Source organism: Cryobacterium algoricola, assembly GCF_004402485.1.
GTDB classification, from domain to species: Bacteria; Actinomycetota; Actinomycetes; order Actinomycetales; family Microbacteriaceae; genus Cryobacterium; species Cryobacterium algoricola.
Genome location: NZ_SOFG01000026.1, coordinates 1 through 20136, shown reverse-complemented (window position 1 = coordinate 20136; position 20136 = coordinate 1). Strand labels below are relative to the sequence as shown.

The following is a 20136-nucleotide window of genomic DNA, read 5'->3' as shown; positions in this document are numbered from 1 at the left end:
GACCTTCACCATTTTCTCAGGTATAACCCGCCGCATCCGCCGGCCCCACCGCGCCGCCCACCTCCCGCGAGAGCGGAGAAATGGCCCTTTCAACGCCGCTGAAAGGGCCTAATTCGTACTCTCGCGGAGTGGTGGTGGGGGTGCTTGGGGGAGACTGGGGAGATGAGCAGGTCTGAAGTGCAGCATCCGTCGGTCACGTTGAAGCTGAGCGGGATGGTGGCGGAGATCCAGCCGGACCGGTTCGTGCCGGGGAGTTTCGAGCTCGTGGTCGACGGCACCCCGCAGTCGCACGTGAACATCGACCACCCCGACGAACTGTTCTTCGAGTACATCCAGCGGATCGGGCACGTCATCGACCTGCTCGGTGACGTCGGCGAAGCGATCACGGCCGTGCACCTCGGCGCGGGCGCGCTCACGCTCCCCCGCTACGTCGAGGCGACGCGGCCCGGCTCGCGGCAGCAGGTCGTCGAGATCGAGAGCGACCTCATCGACTTCGTGCGGGCCGAACTGCCCTGGGACAAGCGCGCCAACCTGCGCGTGCGGCACGGCGACGCCCGCGAGGTGCTCGCCAAGCTGCCCGCGGGGCTGCACGGCACGACCGACCTCGTCGTCGTCGACATCTTCTCCGGCGCGCGCACCCCGAAGCACGTGACGAGCCGCGAGTTCTACGAGCTCGCCCGGCCGCTGCTGAGCCCGCGCGGGGTGCTCGTCGTGAACGTGGCCGACGGGCCGGGGCTCGCATTCGCCCGCGCCCAGGCCGCGACGCTGTCCGCGGTGTTCCCGCACGTGATCGGCCTCGCCGAGACCCAGGTGCTCAAGGGGCGCCGGTTCGGCAACATCGTGCTCGTGGCCACGCTCACCCGGGTCGACCTGACCTGGGTGCCGCGGCTGCTCGCCGGCGGCCCGCACCCGGCGAAGGTCGTCGAGGGCGCGGAGCTTCGCCAGTTCATGGCGACCGCGCTCGTGACGACGGATGCGACGGCGACGCCGTCCCCGCTGCCCGGCCGCACGGTGTTCCAGCTCGACCACTGAACCGCGCACGACGGGACCAGTCCGCTGCCCGGCTGAGGCCGGGATCCCGAAGCACGCTGAGGCGTCCCGTTTGTGCTGAGAACCGCCGGTGCACCGGCGACTCCGGGCGGGAACGGGACCCGTCGCGTTCGCGGGCGGAGCGGGCATCCGCTCTCGAACTGAGACTCGGCGCGCGGCACCCCTGAACGAGGGCGGTTCGCGGGTTATCCTGTTAGGGAACCCGATCGTCCGCGGCACACCCGGCCGCCCTTGCCTCAGGACTACACCCTGCCCATCATCATTGGTTACGACGCCGTCACTCTCCGTGAAAAAGTCGACCTGCTCGCCGCCGGGCAGCGTCTCGACGAACTCGGCGAGTTGCGCAGCCTGTCCGCGCTCAACGAGAAGATCGCCTTGCTGCGCCTGATCGGACGTCTCGACGAGGCCTTCGACATGGCCAACGCCGCCCTGCGCCAGGCCCGGTTCACCGGTTCCCGGGAGGAGCTCGCGGCCAGCCGCATCCGCCGTGCCCAGGTCATGCAGTTCCAGGGCAAGCTCGACGAGGCCGCGAGCGAACTCACCCACTGCGTTCTCGAGGCGGAGACGCACGAGTGGAGCGCGGTTGCCGCGTTCGCACGGGAGAACCGCGGCAAGGTTCTGTTCGAGCAGGGCGACCTCGAGGGCGCTCTCGCGGACCTCACCGCCGCCGTGTTCCTGCGGGAGAAGGCCGGGGCATCCGTCGAGCACCTCGAAGGGTCACTGCTCGCCGTCGCAGTCGTCGAATCCTTCATCGCCGAACGGGGCCAGGCCCGCTAGCTGCTAGACCGCGCCCGCCTGCACCCACGCCCGCGCCGGTTTCCGCAGACCGCGCCCGCCTGCACCCACGCCCGCGCCGGTTTCCGCAGACCGCGCCCGCCTGCACCCACGCCCGCGCCGGTTTCCGCAGGCCGCGCCCGCCGTTGCGGCCGCGGGCTGCGCAAACGGGCGCGACGGCGGGCGCGGAACACACGGAGGGCGCTGCGGCAACCCGGTGGTCAATGTCGGTGGGCGGGGGCATTCTGGAGGAACGGGCGCGGCTGGTCCCGCAGACCTCACCGGGTGCCCGGAACGGCAGGACCCAGGTCCCGTGCCCAGGGGCGGGTGCAGGAGGAGTCGGGAGGACGAAGTGGACGAGTGCAGGCCGGCGCGGGTACAGCGGCGCAGTGCGGCGCGCCGCGCTAGCCGGGGATTCGGACGGCTGATGCTGCTCTCGGCAGTCACCCTTGCGCTCGCGGCATGCACGTCCGGGCTGCCGGGTGCTCCCGGCGGCACGAGAGCATCGACGGCGCCCACCTTGACCGATCCGGCAACCGGCACGCCCTCGTCCCCGGGCGCGATCGGTGTGCCGAGTCCTGACCCGGGGACCCAACCGGGCGACCCGGAGACTGGACCGGGCCCCGGCGTGGTCACCGGACCCGTCCAGCCGGTCGGGGAACCCGTCGTCCTCGCCTCCGGCCTCGAGGCGCCGTGGTCGATTCTTCGGCTGCCCGGCGGCGGCACCCTGATCAGTGAGAGGGGCACCGCGCGCGTGCGCGAGCTGGTGCCCGGCGGGCTCCGCGACGCCGGAACGGTTCCCGGGGTCGTCGCGCGGGGCGAGGCCGGTCTGCTCGGCCTCGCCTACCTCGCCGACCCCGCCGACCCCGCCGCGGCGAGCGCCGGGACCGCACGCGAGACGGGCCCTGGCCCCGGGGGCTGGGTGTACGCGTATTTCACCGGCGCCAGCTCGAACCAGATCGTGCGGATGAACCTCACCGGCACCGTGGGAAGCCTCACGCTCGGAAGTACCGAACCGGTGCTCTCGGGAATCCCGCAGGCAGGCAATCACGATGGCGGCCGCATCCGCTTCGGGCCTGACGGCATGCTCTACGCGACGACCGGCGACGCCGGGAACACCGCGAGCGCGCAGGATCTCGGGTCGCTCGGCGGGAAGATCCTGCGGATGACGCCGACGGGTACTGTGCCGCCGGACAATCCGTTCGGGACACTCGTCTATTCCTATGGGCACCGGAATCCGCAGGGCATCGCCTGGGATTCTCGAGGCCGGCTGTGGGCGAGCGAGTTCGGGCAGTCGACCTGGGACGAGCTCAACCTGATCACGCCGGGCGCGGACTACGGCTGGCCGGACGCCGAGGGCGTCGAGCACGACTCGCGGTACACCGACCCCGTCGTGCAGTGGCCCACGTCGGAGGCCAGTCCGAGCGGCCTCGCGATCGTCGGGGACACCGTCTTCCTCGCGGCCCTGCGCGGCGAGCGACTCTGGCGGGTCGACTCCTCAACAGGCATGGCGACCGCGTGGTTTGTCAACACCTTCGGCCGGCTGCGCGACGTGGTGTCGGGCCCGGATGGGACACTGTGGTTTGTGACGAACAACACGGATGGCCGCGGTACCCGAGCCGCAGGCGACGACAGGCTCTACTCGGTTCGCGTGGAGCAGACCAGGCCCCTGGCCCTGGGCATTCAGCTGACGCCGGGCATTCAGCCGGCGCCCGGCATTCGACCGGCGCCGGGCGCGACTCTGCCGGCCGAGGTCGCGGTGACGCGCTGATGGCCGACCTCACTCGCGTGCGACGATGGGCCGAGGCGCTCATCGACCTGCACCTCGATGCCGGCTGGACCTTCGCGTTCGACAATGCCAAGAAGCGCGCCGGGCTCTGCAACTTCACGGCCAAACGCATCACGGTCTCGCGCTACCTCGCCTCCCGCTACGAGGACGATGAGGTGCACCAGATCCTGCTGCACGAGGTCGGGCACGCGCTCGCCGGCCCGCGCGCCGGCCACGGCCCGAAGTGGAAGGCGATCGCCCGCGACCTCGGCTACGACGGCAAGCGCACGCACGACGGCGAGATCGCCAACGAGCTCGCCCCGTGGGTGGGCACCTGCCCGTCCGGGCACATCCACTACCGCTACCGGAAACCGACGCGCGCGCTCGCCTGCGGCCTGTGCGGCCGGGGATTCAACCGCGATCATCTCATCGACTGGACGAGCCGGGAGATCACGGCCGCCGCACGACGCCGCGCCGCGGCATCCGCCGGCGACTAGCGTCCCCGCACCAGAGCGGCGGGGAACGGATGCCTAGCGCACGCCGATCCGGTGGCGTCGGTCCCGGGAGGTGCGGCTGTCCCGGTTGAGCCGCCGGTCGCCGTGATAGAGGATGCCCTGCCAGTCGACCGGAGCGCTCGGGTCGATCAGGGACGCTGCCGGCCGTTTCGGCTTCTTCACGTCGACGTAGAGGAAGTTGAGCAGGCCCAGCCACACGTCGACGACGGAGTTCCACAGGCCGATGTACATCAGGATCGCCGCGCCGGTCGCCACGGCGTTGAACGCGGCGAAGACGGCGTTGCCGACGTTCTGGTGGTTGATGTCCCGGTACAGCGTCAGCAGGGAGAACGCCACGATCAGGTAGGGGACGATCACGTAGAGCGCCGGCGCCGCCGTACGGTTGAGCACCTTCGGGGTGCGCACGAACGGGATCTTCTCACCGGACAGCATCTGCTGGAAGGACTTGAGCACTCCGGCGAGGTTGACCGGGAGCAGCACGAGGTTGAAGCCGTAGATCCGGAAGACGTCGCTGAAGCGGTGACCGGCCTCGCGCAGGTCGCTGCCCATCGCCAGGAAGTACGGCAGGGCGGCGAGGAAGACGAAGGGGCTGAGCAGCCGGCTGTCGTAGGGAAAGGCGAGCAGGAACACGAGCCCGAAACTCGACCAGGCGATCGAGGCCATGTAGTTGGTGCGGAGGAAGACCTCGCTCCAGCGCACCCGCTCGCGGCGGAAGCGGCGCTCCCGGAGCTGGTCCCAGAATTTCGGCAGGATGAGCAGGCCGCCGTTGGCCCACCGCCGGCGCTGCACGATGAGCGAGCCGAAGTCGGGCGGGGTAGCGCTGTAGCTCAGGCGTTCGGGGTAGTTGACGAGGGTCCAGCCGTGGCTGCCGAGGTCGATGCTCGACTCGGTGTCCTCGATCACGGTGCGGTCCTGGATGTAGGTGCGGATCTCGAACCCGCCGACCTCCTCGACCTCGACGATGTCCTCGATGGCCTTCTTGCGGATGACGGCGTTCGCGCCGACCCAGAAAGTCGCGTTGTAGTACGTCATGCCCTGGTGCAGCATGTGCTGCAGGTCGGTCGACGCGCCGGCCACCCGTTCGATGCGGGTCGGAGCGCCGTGGAACGAGGAGTACGGCGTCTGCGTGACGGCCACCCGCGCGTTCTCAGGCTCCTCGAGCAGGTAGACGAGCCGCACGCAGTAGTCCCGCAGCAGCAGCGAGTCCGCGTCGAGGGTGAGCAGGTACTCGGTGTCCGGAACGGTGAAGTCGCCGACGGTGTCACCGACGGCGGCGCGCAGCACGGTGCCTTCCGCGGTGTGGCCGGTCACCCACGACGTGCCCATCAGGCCGATGTAGGAGTTGAGGTTCATGGCCTTGTTCGCCTCGTGCGAGAGGGAGGCGTACTTCTTGCGTTCGAAGTAGTCGAGCCGCACGGTGAAGATCTGGGCCAGGCGCAACGACAGCGTCACGATCTGGTCCGCGTCGGGGAAGTCGGCGCCCTCGGCCGCGGCCTCGAGCGCGAGCAGGCTCAGCCGCAGTTCCCTGGCCAGGCCCATGATGACCTGGTCCACGAAGAACTCGTCCACGTGGTCGTGGACCTCCTCCTGCTCGGCCATCTTTTCGAGCCAGTCCGCGGCGGCGGCGTAGTCGGAGGCGAGGTCGCGGACATCCGCCGCCGTGACAACGGGGTCGCCCACGAACCGGTCGAGCCGGCGTTCCACGCTCCGCTGGAACCGTCCGGCGGGCACCGCGAGCAGTTCGCCGATCTCCCCGGCGAGCGCCCGGGTCGCTTCGAGCACGCGGAGCGTCTCCGGGTCGGTCGGGAACGGCGCGTCGTCGAGGAGCAGGACGATCCGCAGCTCGGGGAACTCCTGGAGCGCCGCCGACCACAGCGTCGCGCGCACGACGTGCGTCTCCTCGGCGTATGAGGGCACCAGCACGGTGATCCCGTGCCGGTAGTTGCCGAAGTGCCGGTCGAGCTCGCCGCGGGGCACCCGGACGTGGCTCTGGTAACGGTACATCGAACCGAGGCGGGCGACGAGATACATCAGGGCGGAGAAGGTCAGGAAGGTGACCACGATCGCGTAGCCGATCGCCTCCATGGTGAACGTGAAGTCGGGGCGCGGGGTGTCGACGAAGAGGCGCACGATCGTCGTGAGCAGGTAATAGGCCCAGAAGACGATCGTCGCGATGATGGCGACGCGTGCCCAGAGGATCGCGCGGGTGGTCGGCCGCGGGTGCACGATCGACAGCGGTTCGCTGCGTCGCTCCGCTCCCCACTGCCTGCGACGCGCCCGCTGGGTCTCCGTCGCTTCCCCAGCGGATGCAGCCGCGACCGACGGCGCCGACGTTTCCGACGCTCGGGAATCCCGCTGCGCTGTTGATTTCGGTGTCGCCACGTGCCTGTTTCCTATCCTGAGACGAGCAGGAACCGCAAAAAGTTCCGGTTCGTCCCCGCGCGCGCACCCGGTTCATCGACCTCGGAGTCACGGTCCCCACAGTCTAGGGGCGGATTGTGTACACGATCACTGCAATAATCCACGTGAGGGCGAGGAGCCGCATGTCCACACGTTTTCCCGGTCGACGTCTGTCGATCATCCGGCTGATCGGTGTCTTCGCAGTCGCCGCCTGCCTGGTTTTCGCCGGCTTCCAGGGCTGGAACCAGATCGCCGACGCCGCATCCGTGAGCGCGAAGCCGTGGATGGCGGGGTACGTCGACGTGACCGCCACCCCGAGCCTGGCCTTCGAGAACCCCGTCTCCGCCGCCGGCGACAACGTCGTGCTGTCCTTCATCGTGGCCGACCCGACCGACGCCTGCACGCCGACCTGGGGCACCTTCTACACGATGGCGGCAGCGGAGAGCGACCTCGACCTCGACCGGCGCGTGGCGCGCCGCACCCAGCAGGGCGGCGAGGTGATCGTGTCGTTCGGCGGCGCGATCAACCAGGAGCTCGCCGTCGCCTGCACCGACCCTGAGAAACTCCAGGCCGCCTATGCCTCGGTGATCGAGCGCTACAAGCCGAGCACCATCGACTTGGACCTCGAGGGCGCGAACCTCACGGACGTGGACGCCGGGGCGCGCCGCGGCGTGGCGCTCGCCGCCCTGCAGAAGGCCGCCGCGGCATCCGCCGCCCCGCTCGCGATCTGGCTCACCCTGCCGACGACCCCGACCGGCCTCACCGAGGACGGCACGAACGCGGTCACCCAGCTGCTGACGGAGGGCGTCAACCTCAGCGGGGTGAACCTGATGACCATGGACTTCGGCGCGTCGCGCGCCGCCGGGCAGTCGATGGCGGATGCCGCGACGAATGCCCTGCAGTCCGCCCACGGCCAACTGTCCACGCTCTACCGCCGGATGGGCCAGCCCCTCGGGTCGAAGGCGCTCTGGAACAAGCTCGGTGCGACCGCGATGATCGGGCAGAACGACGTGCCCGGCGAGATCTTCACCCTCGCCGACGGTGTTGCGCTCAACGACTTCGCGCTCGCGAACGGTGTCGGCCGCATGTCGATGTGGTCACTCAACCGTGACGCGAGCTGCGGGGCGAACTACCCGGACGTGAAGCAGGTCTCCGACTCGTGCAGCGGCATCGAGCAGGGTTCCGTGTTGTTCGCGGATGTGCTCGGTGCGTCGTTCACCGGAAGCCCGGCCGCGAGCGCCGGCGACAGCTCGACCGCGCAGCCCACCGCCGTGGCGACGGACACTGCGGCGGCCACGGACGATCCCGCGACGAGCCCGTACCGGATCTGGTCGGTCACGATCGCGTACCCGAAGGGCACCCGGGTCGTGTGGCACCACAACGTGTACTCGGCGAAGTACTGGACCCAGGGCGACCTGCCGGACAACCCGGTGCTGCAGGCGTCCGAGACGCCGTGGCGGCTGATCGGGCCGGTGCTCGCCGGCGAGACACCGGTGCCGACGCTAACCCTCCCCGCGGGCAGCTTCCCCGAATGGTCCGGCACCACGATCTACACCAAGGGCCAGCGGGTGCTCTTCGAGACCGGTGCCTTCGAGGCGAAATGGTGGACGCAGGGAGACAGCCCGGATGCCGCGGCCGAGAATCCGGACGCCTCACCCTGGGCTGCGCTCACCGACGCCCAGCTGCGGGTGCTGCTCGGCCTGCCGGCGATCCCGGCAGACACCGACAGCATCGGGTAGCCGGGGGCGGCAGGGCGGCGCGGCCCGCGGCATCCGCCGGCCGGCGCGCACGCCGGGATCTCAGCCGGGACCTCCGCCGGAAAGTCAGCCGGAGAGGCCCATGGCCTCGGACACGAGACCGATGATGCCGAAGAAGCCGGCGCCGCCGCCGAGGAAGATCGCGATCGGGAGGTAGACGTGGCGCTGGCGCGTCGCCGAACGGACCTCCGCGTCGAGGGCCTGGAAGCGTTCGATCAGGTCATCTCCGGTCTCGACGGGCACGTTCGCCCACATCGCCGGGTTGTCGAACAGGTCGGTGAACCGACCGCACTCGTTCTGGGTGAGGACGACGGGGAGCGCCTGGAGCCAGCCGACGAGCTCGTCGACGCCGAGCACCGTAACGAACGGCGGGCGGGCCCTGACATTGACCTCGCGGGCGCCGACGAAGACCACGGTCGGCCGCACCGGTGCGGTCTGGGCGTGGCGGTCGCTCATCAGATCGGTGACGTGGTTCGCCTCGAACTCGGCGTGGCGGAGGTAGGGCACGGTGCGCCCGTTGACGGTGAGGAGGGCCTTGTCGACGAGGATGCGGGCCGCGCGATGCTGTTTCGCGTTGATCGTGATGACGCCGCCGGGGCCGACGATCAGGTGGTCGATGTCCCAGCCCTCGAGCCCGATCGGGAGCGCGTGGAAGACCGTCCAGTCGGAGCTGAGCGCCTCGAGGGCCTTCCCGACCGCGATCTCGCCGAGCGCGGCCAGGTACCAGCCCTCGCAGCGCTTGCCGAGCGGGGAGCGTCCGCGGAACCGATGCCACGGGGAGCGCGCCGGCGTTCCGGCGTGCTGGCGGAGGAGCTTGTCGATCACGGATTCTGCCGTGCGCCTCCTGTACATGCCGCCGCCGCTGAGCTTCACCATGTGTGTCGGTTCCGTTACTTTTGCTACGCGCGATCGTAAATCCTGTCACCCAATTGTCCCCCCGAACAAGGGCGTGTCCTTACTCAGCGGGAATATGCGGGTAGTCCAGCCTCCGGTACCCTATTGAGAGGACACCTGTCCGTTCAACAGCGGCCCGAGGGGAACGCGCATGCCGGCATCCCCTCGTGCGTTCCGCAGAGTCCTGCGGACCGGTCGGGCCCCGCTCACGAGCTTCGGTATCCCCTTCGGATTGTCCGGCCTTGCCGGCACCTGGACGATGGCAGCGGGAGTGCTCGGCACGCCCGCTGGGATCGGTGAGGCGCTGTGGCTGTTCGCGCTCGTCGCCTGGGTTCTGGTCTTCGCCAATTACCTCATGCGCAGCCGGAACGCCGGGGGGACGATCCGGGGTGACCTCGTGGACCCGGTCCAGGCACCGTTCGCCGCGCTCGCGCCCACGACCGGGATGCTGCTGGGCACCCATGTCGCCGTGTCCCTGTCCGCGGGTTCCGGTGCCGGGCATCCGTTTGCCGGGGCGCTGCCGGGATCGCCCGCCGGGCTCCTGGTCTGGCTGGTGCAGGGTGTCGTCGTCGCATTCATGGTCGCGGCGCTCGTGTTCGGGGCGTGGTCGGTCGCACAACTGGCTCTCCGGATGCGCGACATCGACACGCTCCATGCCGGGTATTTTCTTCCGACCGTCGCCGCCGCCTTCATCGCGGGCCAGTCGGCGGGAACGTTCGGCTGGACGACCTTGAGCGTCGCGTGCATCGGCGTCGGGCTGCTGTTCTGGATGCTGTTGGGTGCGCTCATCCTCGGCAGGATGGCATTCCGTCCCGCCCTTCCTGCCCGCCTGTTGCCGACGTTCGCGATCTTCTCCGCCCCGCCCGCGGTCGCGGGGAACGCCTGGTTCGCCTCCAACGGCGGCCGGCTCGACACGCTCGAGACCGTCCTTCTCGGGACGTTCGTGCTGCTGATCCTCGTGCAGGTGATGATGCTCGCCGCCTACTGGCGGCTCGGGTTCGACCTCGGCTTCTGGGCGTTCACGTTCACGGCTGCGGCGAGCGGGACCTACGCCCTGCACTGGATCGGCGGTGCCGCCGCGCCGGGTGCCGGGACCGGTGCGTTCGTGAGCCTGTGGGCGTCGGGGGCCTGGGTGTCCGCGGTTGCCGGAACCGGCATCCTCGCCACCGTGACCCTCGTGGTCGGCAGCATCGCAGTGCGCTCGGTCGGGTACCTCGTGCGGGCACACGGCCGCTCGACCGACGCACCGCGGGCGCGCGTGTGACCTACTCGGTGACGGAGATTTCCTTCCAGAAGGCGACGTAGCCGCTGTAGTCCTGGCCGACCCGGTCGAACGACGCGGGGTACGGAGTCGGGTAGCTCCAGGCGCGGTCCTGAAGGAGGGTGTCGCCATCCTTGAGGCTGTAGTACTGGCATTCGCCCTTCCACGGGCAGGTGTACGGGGTCGCGCTCTCCACGAGGAACCCGGGCTTGACGCTTGCCGGCGGGAAGTACCAGTTGCCCTCGATCTTGACGAGCTCGGACTGCGGGGCTTCGGCGATCGTCGCGCCGTTGAATACTGCCTTCATGGGGTGCTCCTGTTCGGTCGGTGAGTCGGGGTGGTACTGGCCTTACCTCACCCCAACGTCAGGCCGGAAACCGGAATTCCCGGACGGGGACAATTGCGGCCGGGCGCGGGGCGGCATCCGTGGCCACTCGCGGCCGGGCGAGGTCGGTGGCGGCCCGGACGTCATCGCCGCGACCGGCCGCACCGAGCGCGACGGCGGTCTCGGACGCGCTCACGAGGTGCCGCAGGGCGCGACGGAGCCCGAGGAATCCGGCGGAGGGCGCCGCGGCCTCCGGGGAACAGTGATCGATTCCGAGGCGGGAGAGCTCGTCGATCACCTCCCCGGCGAGGAGGAAGTCCTCGACGGCCGGGCGCGGGGATCCGTCCCGGCGCCGCTCGCCGACGGCGATCACGGCCACGGAGAACCGGTCGGCCTTCTCGGTCTGCCGCGCGAGCACCCACTGGGCGACGTGCGCCGGGTTGCCGAGGTCGGACACGATCACCCGGTGCCCGTCGAGGGGCGTCGCGGGTGCCGGGTCGCCGATGGCGGGCAGCGCGTCCGCGAGGATGATCACGTCCGCATCCCCGGCGAGGGCCCGGAACCCGGCGAGGCCGACGTCGAAGCGGACCTGGTACTTCTGCTGGGGCAGGGATTCACTCACCGGAAAAGGCTACCGGTCGGTCAGGCGAAGCGCGCGTCGTAGCGGGCGAGGGCGTCGGCATCCGTTGCGAGGGTCATCGCCCGGCGAGCGGCGTCGAGGGCGGTCACGGGGTCGGCTTCCGCCTCGGCGAGTGCGATGAGCCGCTCGGACTCGGCAAGTCGGGTGCGGGCCTCCGCCCCGACCCTGCCGCTGTGCGAGGCGATGAAGTCGCGGGTCACGGCGCCCTGACTGCGCGCGGCCAGCAGCGCGCCGGCGAGCGCTGCCCTGGCGTTGTCGAGGCGCAGCTGCTGGTTGCGCGCCTCCGACCGGGTGACGTCGAGCCCGTCGAGCACCTGGCGCAGCCGGGCGAGGTCCGCGGCGGGGTCGCTCACCCGCGACGGATGCCGCAGCTCGGCCACGATCGCATCGGCCGCGGCGATCACCCGGTTCAGTTCGGTTGCCGAAACGGACTGGTCCTGTCCGTCACGGAGGGTGCGAGCCTCGGCGATCTCGGCGTCCGCGGAGTCGAGGGCCTTGGTGAGGGTCGCGTAGCCGATGTGGAGCTGGTCCTCGCCGGTCTCGATCGCGTCGAGGAGCTTGCCCGCCTGGAAGAGGCCGAGTTCGGCGGCCGCGAGTTCGTCGCCGATCGGGTATCCGGGGACGGCCGCGAGGTGGGCGGCCCCGGCATCCGTGGCCTGTTTCGCCTGCCCGAGCGCGACGCGGGCCTTTTCGACGTTGCCGCTGATCGCGGCGAGCGCGCCCGCGGAATAGCTGAGCCCGAGCCGGTCGATGCTCGCGGACCCCGCCGCGAGGCGATCGGTGAGCCGGTCGACCCGGCGGATGAGCTGCTCGAGCCGCAGCGGGGCATCGCGTTCGACGCCGCGGCGGGCCGTGAAGGCGCGGTCCTGCTCGGCGAGTCGGGTCGTGGCCTCCGCGGCGAGCGAGATGATCTGTTCGGTCAGACGGCGCCGCTGCGACTCGGTCTCCGGAATGCTGTCGTCGAGCTTCTGCTGCAGTGCGAAGGCGTCGCGCAACTGACGCCGGGAGAGGTCGAGGGCGGTCGCGAACTCCCGGGTTGCGGGCTCGCCGAATTGGGCGACCGCGAACCCGAGCTCGTCGGTCGCGGAGCCGACCTGGTCGTCGGCGCGCACGAGCGCGATTGCGGCTGCGCGGGCGCGTTCGGAGGTGATCGCGGCCTCCGCCTGCTCGCGGTCGCGGCGGCGCCGGCGGGCCGACCCGACGATGAGCGTCACCCCGAGGACCACGAACGCGAGCAGTATCGCCGAGGGCACCCACCAGAGATCGCCTGTCATAGCCGCGAGTCTAATCAACGTCGCTGGGGCGGGCGTGGGGCGCACGCGAGAGACGCCGGGCTGTCGCCTACATCCGGCGCATCTGCCGCCGGATCAGGTCGTAATCGTGTCGCGAGATCTCGAGCAGCCCGCGGCGGAGCTGGTAGCCCCAGTCCGGATCGGACCGGGTGAACTCGAGCACGTTCAGGAGCGGGCGGATCGACGCGCTGACGGCATCCGTGTCGTAGTCGATGCGGCGCCGCCACGGCACATAGGTGCCGGAGGGCGTGGCGGGGTCGCGGAATTCGTACGCATTCCCCTCGGCGACGAACCCGATCGCGGTGAACTCGCGCAGCAGTTCGCCCTCGACGGCGGTCTTCGGTGAGTAGTACACGACCCCGTCGCTCTCCCGCATACCCTCGAGCGTGGTGCGCAGCCGGTAGCCGGCCTGCGCGAACCCCATGGCGACGCCCCGCCGCACGTTGTCGCGCTGCGCGACCCCGAGCCAGTACCGAATTGCCACTCCTCAGTTGTACTGCATGCCCCGGCACCACAGACTGGGGGCATGCGTGTTCTCCTGAAAGAAATCCTCGATTGCCCGCCGGATGCCGCGTGGCGCGCCCTGCAGAGCCCCGCCGTCTTCCGCGAGGTGAGTTCGCCCCTCATCAGCGTGGAGTCGCTCGAGGCCGACGGCTTCCCCTCGATCTGGGAACCCGGCGAGCACCCGGTCGAACTCACCGCGCTCGGGCTCGTGCCGATGGGCAAGCAGGTGATCCGGCTGCAGATGTCGACCGAGCGGCGCGACGGCGTGCGCATCGTGCGCGACACCGGCCGGGGCGTGTCCGGCGCCCTCGAGGCCGTCACGCTCTGGGACCACCGGATGGCCGTGTCGGCAGACCCGGCCGGCACCGGCAAGACGCTCTACCGCGACCAGCTCATCTTCGGCACCGGCGCGCTCACCCTGCCGAGCTGGCCGGTGTTCTGGATGATGTGGCAGTGGCGAATGCTGCAACTCAAGCGACTGGCCCCGACCTGGCGTTTCGATGTGGGCATCGACGCTGCCGGGTTTGCGGACACGACAGGCGGGGACGCATCCGCCGGCCCTGACGAAGCCGACGTCGATTCTGCGCCGACGGAGGTCACCGAATGAGCTCGACCCTCGGGGCCCTTCAGCTCGCCGACTGGCGCCGTCGCGTGACCGGTCTGTATGCCGGCGTGCGGCAACTGAGCGTGCAGAACCCCGCGGCTGGGCACGAGCTCTGGCGGAGTGGGCGTGATGACCTGTTCGCGGGGCATCCGTCGTCGCCGCTGCTGCCCGACGACCGGTCCGCGTTCACGGGGCTCACGGTCGCGCCGTACGACCCGGACTGGCGCTTTGAGGTGGAGGTGCACCGGGCGCCGGAGCCGCACCGGATCGCGGTCGAGACCGGGACGGACGGCACCGTGCCGTTCGACCTGGTCGGCATCGTGCGCCTGCCCTACCTCGGCCCGATCGACCTTTGGCGACTCGGCAGTTACGGCGGCGGCCTGTTCCTGCCGATCAAGGACGGTCTCGCCGGCCGGCCCGGCGGAACGTACGGCGGCGGGCGCTACCTGCTCGACACGATCAAGGGGGCGGACCTCGGCCCCGGCGTCGACGACGACACCCTGATCCTCGACTTCAACTTCGCGTACAACCCGTCGTGCGCATACGACCCGATGTGGGCCTGCCCGCTCGCGCAGGCAGGCAACACCGTCACGGTGGATGTCCCCGTCGGCGAGCTCTACACCGGAAGCCTCGACTAGGCGGGCGGGGCTGATCGGGAGTTTCCTGGGAGGGTGCTTGACAGCATCCGCTACACTGGAACAACTTGCGAATGCATCGCTGCGCTCGCTGCGTCGTAGAACGCCCTCTTCTTGTTGCGGCGGCCCACCATCCTGGCGGGCCGAGCGCATATTGCGAATGAACATTCTTACGGCGAACGGATGTGCCCATCGGCACCTTCGCCATGTGAATCCTCCTGGCTCCGAAGCCTGCATTCCCTCACTCGGGGTGCGCACACGGTTCGACGGAGGGCTCTGATGCCTGAAAGGCACCACTTTGTCTGAAATTTCCTTCGGCGCGCTTGGCGTGCCGGCTCCCCTCGTTGCCGTTCTCACGGCCCAGGGAATCGACAGCCCCTTTCCGATCCAGGTCGACACCCTCCCCGACACCCTCAAGGGCCGAGACGTGCTCGGTCGCGGCAAGACCGGCTCCGGCAAGACCCTCGCGTTCGCCATCCCGATGGCCGCGCGCCTCGGCGGCAAGCTCGCCGGCGGCAAGCGCCGCCCGGGCCGCCCGCTCGGCCTGATCCTCGCGCCGACCCGCGAGCTCGCCACCCAGATCACCAACGCGCTCACCCCGTTCGCCGAGGCATACGGCCTCAACACGACGACCATCTTCGGCGGCGTCTCCCAGGGCCGCCAGGTCTCCGCGCTCAAGGCCGGCGTCGACATCGTCGTCGCCTGCCCCGGACGCCTCGAAGACCTGATGAAGCAGGGCTACGTCAACCTCGACTCCGTCGAGATCACCGTGCTCGACGAGGCCGACCACATGGCCGACCTCGGCTTCCTGCCCGTCGTCACCCGCATCCTCGACAAGACGCCCACCGGCGGCCAGCGCCTGCTGTTCTCGGCCACCCTGGACAACGGCGTCGACAAGATCGTCCGCAAGTTCCTCCACAACGAGGTGCTGCACTCGGTCGACGACTCGAACAGCATCGTCTCCGCGATGACGCACCACGTCTTCGAGGTCGACAACGCCGAACAGAAGAAGGCGCTCATCGAGAAGCTGGCCTCCGGAACCGGACGCCGCATCCTCTTCATGCGCACCAAGCACCACGCGAAGAAGCTCGCCAAGGCACTCACCGAGGCGGGCATCCCCTCGGTCGACCTGCACGGCAACCTCTCGCAGGTCGCCCGTGACCGCAACCTCGCCGCGTTCAGCAACGGCGACGTGAGCGTGCTCGTCGCAACGGATGTCGCCGCTCGCGGCGTGCACGTCGACGACATCGAGCTCGTCATCCACGTCGACCCGCCGGCAGAGCACAAGGCGTACACGCACCGCTCGGGCCGTACCGCCCGCGCCGGGCACGCCGGTGACGTCGTCACCCTCGTGCTCCCGGAGCAGCGTCGCGACACCGCGGACCTGCTGCGCAAGGCCGCCATCAAGGTGACCCCGCAGCGCGTCACCGCGGACTCCCCCGCCGTCGCCGCCCTCGTCGGCGACGTCGCCGCATACGTCAAGCCGGCACCGCGCAGCGAACAGCCGCAGCAGCAGCGCCAGTCCCAGGGCGGACGCTCGCAGGGCGGACGCTCACAGGGCGGACGTTCCGAAGGCGGTCGCTCGCAGGGCGGTCGCTCAGAGGGCGGACGCTCCGAGGGCGGTCGCTCCGGCGGACGCTCCTCGTCCTCCTCACAGGGCGGCAGCCGCTCCTATGCGTCCTCGTCGTCCTCCGACACCTCTCGTTCGTCCGACGGGCAGCGCGCCCGCGGCCGTGACGACCGCGACGGCGCGAGCACCGCGCCCGTTCGCGGCAACCGCGGCAGCCGGAGCAACGACACCGCCTCCGCCGGCGGAGCGCGCCAGGAGCACTCGGGCCGCCCCGCGGCATCCGGTCGCAGCCACGCCCCGCAGGGCTCCGGTCGCTCCGGCGGCCTGCAGGTCGGCGGACTCGTCCGCGGATCCGGCTCGGGAGCCGGCGCCGGCGGAGCCCGTCGCTCGGCCCCGCGCCGCGCCCAGGGCTAAGCAGCACCAGCACCAGGGCGCGACCGGCTGCCGGGGCTGAACCCCCCGGCATCCGCTCGTGTCACCCCGCACGACCCAACGGGCCGGCCTCCACCAGGAGTCCGGCCCGTTTGTGCGTGATTCCTGTGCCATCCACGGCACCACCGCGCGATTTCGCGGCCTGCGGCCACCATTTCCGGGCGTTCTCCGCGGCCGTCGGGGGCTAACTCAGGAAAATCGTCCCTCCGTCGCGTGCAGTCCGGCAGCATTCGGGGTACTCACTGTCCCACCACGTCGAATCTCCTGAGTTAGCCCCCGCACACGCGGTCAACCGGTGTCCCCCGGCTGGGTTAGGGTCAGAATATGGACACCACCACCGTCGTTGTTCGGCCCGTCGAAGAAGCGGATGCCGAGAGTCTGGGCCGCGTACACGCCCTCTGCTGGCACGAAACCTACGATCACCTGCTGAGTCAGGCGGCCCTCTCCCAGCTGCGGCCGCAGCGCCTCGCCGCCATGTGGCGCCGGTTCACCACGCAGGGCGCCGAATACCGCCAGGTCGTCGCGCTCGTCGACGGAGAGGTCGTCGGCTTCGCCGGCAGCGGGCCCGCCCGCGACGAAAGCGCCCCCGCCGCCCACGAGCTGTACTTCATGTACCTGCTCGAGGACAAGCACGGCAGCGGCATCGGCCAGAAGTTGTTCGACGCCGTCGTCGACGCCGGGCCGTCCTACCTCTGGGTCGCCGCGGTCAACCCGCGCGCCCACGCCTTCTACACCCGCAACGGTTACGCCCCAGACGGTCACGAGCAGGTGCAGGAAGTGCTCGGCGAGCAGCTGCACGAGGTGCGCCTGGTCCGGTAGGTCTCGCCGCAGGCGCATGCCCCGGCGCGCGCCGCTCGCCTCAGCGCGCAATGGGCCCGTCGCCGACCGGGAGCACCACGGCGAAACACGCGCCGCCCTCGGCCGCGGAGTGCACGGTGATCGTGCCGCCCATCCTGGTCACCAGCCGGGCGGCGATGGACAGGCCCAGGCCCGTGTTGACCGGGCGGATGTCGCGGTACTTGGCTCGCAGGACTCCGCGCTCGAACGCGACGGTGGCATCCGATGTGCTCAAACCAGGGCCGCTGTCGCGCACCTCGACACGTACATGGCGGCCATCGACCCGGCGGGCCGCGAGTACGACCTCGCCGCCGGTCGGTGTTGCGCGCAGAGCGTTCTCGAGCAGGCCGTCGACGATCTGGCGCAGGCGCATGCCGTCAGTCACGATCGTGAGGACACCTGGCACCGCGCCCGCGCCCACGCCCACGCCCACGCCCACGCCCGCATCGTCCCCCGGCCCGGCGACGCGCAGCACGACGCCAAGCTGCGTGCATTGACCCTGCCAAGCGAGCGCGGCCTGCGCGAGCACTCCGCCGACGTCGATCGGCTGAAGGTGCACGGTGAAGTCATCCGCTTCAAGGCGGGCGAGTTCGAGCAGGTCGCTCACGAAACGGTCAACGCGTTTCGTCTCCGCGACCAGTACCTCGCCGACCGCCGCGCTGCCGCTTGCCGGAATCACGCCCTCGGCGAGGGCCTCCGCGTACCCACGGATCGCGGTCAACGGCGTGCGGATCTCGTGAGACACCGAAAGCAGGAACTCCCGTTGACGGGTCTCACTCGTACCCAGCGCGCGGTCGAGCGCCCGGAGCGAGCGGGACACGTCGTCGATCTCCGGGATGCCCTGGGCCGCGATCAGCACGCCGCGATCACCGTCGGCAAGCCGCCGAGCGGCTCGTGCGGTCCGCTCCAGCGGTCGTGCCAACCGCCGGGACAGGAACAGTCCGGCGAGCACGGCCACGACGAGCCCGACGAGCACGGCCAGCAGGATGCGCCCGGCGACGAGTCTGCCCGAGTCGGTGATGTCCGCAACGCGCACAAAGCCGACGAGACCGCCGCCTCCCGCGAGCGGCCTCGCTTCCACCACGTACGACTCACCCCGAATCTGCAGCGAGGTCGACACCGAGCGGCCGGCATCCAATACCTGGGTGATGCGTCTCTTGACGTCCTGCGTGACCGTGCGCGCACCCGAACCTGTTTCCGGTACCGTCCCGTCGGCGCCGACCAACACAAAGCGCTCGCCGCGCGCGCCGAGGAGGGTGTCGTCCTCGAGCAGGATGCGCAGGGTCGCGAGCGGCCGCTGGCTCAGTGCGGTCGTCCGGGCACCGAGGTCCGCCTGGGCCTGCGTCGTGACCAGGGTCTGCACGAGTTGCAGGGACACGACGGCAGTGACGAGAACCGCAACGAACGCCACGCCGACCGTGACGAGCAGGATCCTGCCGCCGAGTGACCCGAACCAGCGCCGCACCGCTCAGCCCTCCCGGCCGGCGACGGAATAACCGACGCCGCGCACCGTGCGGATCGGATTTCCCTCGCCGAGCTTGGCACGCAGTTGGGCGACGTGCACGTCGACCGTCCTGCTCGCACTGTAGTCGGCGATTCCCCAGACCAGGGAGAGCAGTTCCTCCCGCGCATACACCCGTCCGGGCCGCGCCATCAGCTGGGCGAGCAGGTCGAATTCGGTCGCGGTCAGGTCCACGCGGATGCCGCCGCGCGCGACCAGGCGCGTCGCCGGGTCGAGCGTCACATCCTCCACCCGCAGCACCGCGTCACCGATGAGGCCCGAGGAACGGCGCACGATTCCCTTCACCCGTGCGACGAGTTCCCTCGGCGAAAACGGCTTGGTCACGTAATCATCCGCACCCAGTTCGATGCCGAGCACGCGGTCGACCTCGTCGTCGCGTGCGGTGACGAAGAGCACGGGCGTCCAGTCCCCCGCCTCGCGCATGGCCCGGCACACCTCGATCCCGTCGAGCCCGGGCAGGCCGACATCCAGGATCACCGCGGCCGGCCGCAACCGGCGCACCTGCTCGAGGCCCGCGCGCCCGTCGGACTCCAGATGCACGGTGAAACCCGCGCGCACGAGGTAGAGGCGTTCGATGTCCGCGATTGCGGGGTCGTCTTCGACAACCAGCACCAGCCCTTTGTCGTCGCTCACAGCATCCATTAAGCCAGTAGGCGCCGGTTGCTGCGAACCGGGCGGGCGGATGCCCGACTCGCCTTACATGTTCCGAACATTTCCCGAACACGACGTTTGCGTGCGCCTGCCACTGTGGCTTCACCGCCGGGACCCTCCCGGTCCAGCGAAAGGCAGGAACACATGAATGCATTCACGAAGCGAGCCACGACCGTTGTCGCCGCGGGGACGCTCAGCCTCGGCCTGATTGCGGGCGGCACGTTCGCGGTCGGCGCGGCGAGCGCGGCCGAGATGCCCGTGACCGTTGCAGCGTCCTCCGTCTCGGGGTCCACCGTCGCCGGTTCACTCGCGACCGCCGTGTCGGCATCCGCCAACACCGCTGTCGCCGCGGACGAGACCGTAAAGACCGTTGCTCAGTTGCGCGCGGACCTGCGCGCGGCGATCAAGCTCGACGCGGTCGCACGGCCCGCGGCCCTCGCCGCCATTCGCACGGACGTCCTCGCCGGAGCATACGGCGCGCAGGCCAGCCAGTACCTCACGAAGATCGAGGCCGCCAAGGCAGACAAGTCCAAGGCCGACGTACCGAAGCGGTGGCGCCACGCCCTGCGCCACCTTGTGCGCGCCGACGTGAAGGCGCACCAGCACGCCGCCCCGGGCACGTCCACGCCGGCCCCCGCTCCCACGGCCGGTTCGTAGCGGCGGGTGCGGCGGCTGCGGCCGCGGCTGCGGCTGCGGCAGGCGGCT

The 20136-nt window shown here is 70.3% G+C and carries 19 protein-coding genes; 11 read left to right on the top strand and 8 right to left on the bottom strand.

The window, feature by feature from the left end; translation table 11 throughout:
* The first annotated feature begins 162 nt into the window (after positions 1-162).
* The 4 genes from E3O44_RS18675 (at position 163) to E3O44_RS18660 (ending at position 4089) form a co-directional block, all read left to right on the top strand.
* Positions 163-1032 (top strand): spermidine synthase, encoded by an 870-nt coding sequence (locus E3O44_RS18675; protein WP_134536644.1) that lies wholly within the window; start codon positions 163-165, stop codon positions 1030-1032.
* A gap of 249 nt (positions 1033-1281) precedes the next feature.
* Entirely contained in the window at positions 1282-1827 is a 546-nt protein-coding gene (locus E3O44_RS18670; RefSeq protein ID WP_241976434.1) for a hypothetical protein, read from the top strand.
* A gap of 424 nt (positions 1828-2251) precedes the next feature.
* Positions 2252-3595: a PQQ-dependent sugar dehydrogenase gene (locus E3O44_RS18665; RefSeq protein ID WP_134536642.1), complete on the top strand. Its 1344-nt coding sequence runs from the start codon at positions 2252-2254 to the stop codon at positions 3593-3595.
* On the top strand, positions 3595-4089 hold the full coding sequence (locus tag E3O44_RS18660; RefSeq protein ID WP_134536640.1) for a SprT-like domain-containing protein: 495 nt from the start codon (positions 3595-3597) through the stop codon (positions 4087-4089). The genes E3O44_RS18665 and E3O44_RS18660 overlap by 1 nt, the downstream gene beginning before the upstream one ends.
* A gap of 33 nt (positions 4090-4122) precedes the next feature.
* On the opposite strand, the gene E3O44_RS18655 is transcribed toward E3O44_RS18660, so the two are convergent.
* On the bottom strand, positions 4123-6489 hold the full coding sequence (locus E3O44_RS18655) for a glycosyltransferase family 2 protein (protein WP_420897945.1): 2367 nt from the start codon (positions 6487-6489) through the stop codon (positions 4123-4125).
* Positions 6490-6650: 161 nt separating this feature from the next.
* On the opposite strand from E3O44_RS18655, the gene E3O44_RS18650 reads away from it, so the two are divergent.
* Positions 6651-8246, top strand: coding sequence for a chitinase (locus E3O44_RS18650; RefSeq protein ID WP_134536638.1), 1596 nt, complete (start codon positions 6651-6653; stop codon positions 8244-8246).
* 84 nt (positions 8247-8330) lie between these two features.
* On the opposite strand, the gene E3O44_RS18645 is transcribed toward E3O44_RS18650, so the two are convergent.
* Positions 8331-9140 (bottom strand): nuclease-related domain-containing protein, encoded by an 810-nt coding sequence (locus E3O44_RS18645; protein ID WP_134536636.1) that lies wholly within the window; start codon positions 9138-9140, stop codon positions 8331-8333.
* A 169-nt stretch (positions 9141-9309) separates the two neighbouring features.
* Here E3O44_RS18645 and E3O44_RS18640 point away from each other — a divergent pair, with 169 nt between their 5' ends.
* Positions 9310-10422 (top strand): SLAC1 family transporter, encoded by a 1113-nt coding sequence (locus E3O44_RS18640; RefSeq protein ID WP_134536634.1) that lies wholly within the window; start codon positions 9310-9312, stop codon positions 10420-10422.
* Between the two features lies 1 nt (position 10423).
* Here the strand turns inward: E3O44_RS18640 and E3O44_RS18635 are convergent, their stop codons facing one another.
* From E3O44_RS18635 to E3O44_RS18620, 4 genes are all read right to left on the bottom strand, one after another.
* On the bottom strand, positions 10424-10726 hold the full coding sequence (locus E3O44_RS18635) for a DUF427 domain-containing protein (protein ID WP_134536633.1): 303 nt from the start codon (positions 10724-10726) through the stop codon (positions 10424-10426).
* 58 nt (positions 10727-10784) lie between these two features.
* Positions 10785-11366, bottom strand: a complete 582-nt coding sequence (locus tag E3O44_RS18630; protein WP_134536631.1) for a hypothetical protein — start codon at positions 11364-11366, stop codon at positions 10785-10787.
* A 20-nt stretch (positions 11367-11386) separates the two neighbouring features.
* The gene (locus tag E3O44_RS18625) at positions 11387-12658 is read right to left on the bottom strand and encodes a coiled-coil domain-containing protein (RefSeq protein ID WP_134536629.1); all 1272 of its coding nucleotides are present in this window, start codon (positions 12656-12658) and stop codon (positions 11387-11389) included.
* A 67-nt stretch (positions 12659-12725) separates the two neighbouring features.
* Positions 12726-13160, bottom strand: coding sequence for an EVE domain-containing protein (locus tag E3O44_RS18620; RefSeq protein WP_241976433.1), 435 nt, complete (start codon positions 13158-13160; stop codon positions 12726-12728).
* A gap of 42 nt (positions 13161-13202) precedes the next feature.
* Between E3O44_RS18620 and E3O44_RS18615 the strand changes: the two genes are divergently transcribed.
* From E3O44_RS18615 to E3O44_RS18600, 4 genes are all read left to right on the top strand, one after another.
* Complete coding sequence (locus E3O44_RS18615) at positions 13203-13787, top strand: hypothetical protein (RefSeq protein WP_134536627.1); 585 nt, start codon at positions 13203-13205, stop codon at positions 13785-13787.
* On the top strand, positions 13784-14422 hold the full coding sequence (locus E3O44_RS18610) for a DUF1684 domain-containing protein (protein WP_134536625.1): 639 nt from the start codon (positions 13784-13786) through the stop codon (positions 14420-14422). The genes E3O44_RS18615 and E3O44_RS18610 overlap by 4 nt, the downstream gene beginning before the upstream one ends.
* 295 nt (positions 14423-14717) lie before the next feature.
* Positions 14718-16403 (top strand): DEAD/DEAH box helicase, encoded by a 1686-nt coding sequence (locus E3O44_RS18605; RefSeq protein WP_134536623.1) that lies wholly within the window; start codon positions 14718-14720, stop codon positions 16401-16403.
* 342 nt (positions 16404-16745) lie between these two features.
* Positions 16746-17240 (top strand): GNAT family N-acetyltransferase, encoded by a 495-nt coding sequence (locus E3O44_RS18600; protein ID WP_134536621.1) that lies wholly within the window; start codon positions 16746-16748, stop codon positions 17238-17240.
* 40 nt (positions 17241-17280) lie between these two features.
* Here the strand turns inward: E3O44_RS18600 and E3O44_RS18595 are convergent, their stop codons facing one another.
* A complete protein-coding gene (locus tag E3O44_RS18595; RefSeq protein ID WP_134536619.1) occupies positions 17281-18723 on the bottom strand; it encodes a sensor histidine kinase in 1443 nt (480 codons plus the stop codon).
* Between the two features lie 3 nt (positions 18724-18726).
* On the bottom strand, positions 18727-19422 hold the full coding sequence (locus tag E3O44_RS18590; RefSeq protein ID WP_134536617.1) for a response regulator transcription factor: 696 nt from the start codon (positions 19420-19422) through the stop codon (positions 18727-18729).
* A 153-nt stretch (positions 19423-19575) separates the two neighbouring features.
* Between E3O44_RS18590 and E3O44_RS18585 the strand changes: the two genes are divergently transcribed.
* The gene (locus E3O44_RS18585; protein ID WP_134536615.1) at positions 19576-20088 is read left to right on the top strand and encodes a hypothetical protein; all 513 of its coding nucleotides are present in this window, start codon (positions 19576-19578) and stop codon (positions 20086-20088) included.
* The last annotated feature ends 48 nt before the right edge of the window (positions 20089-20136 follow it).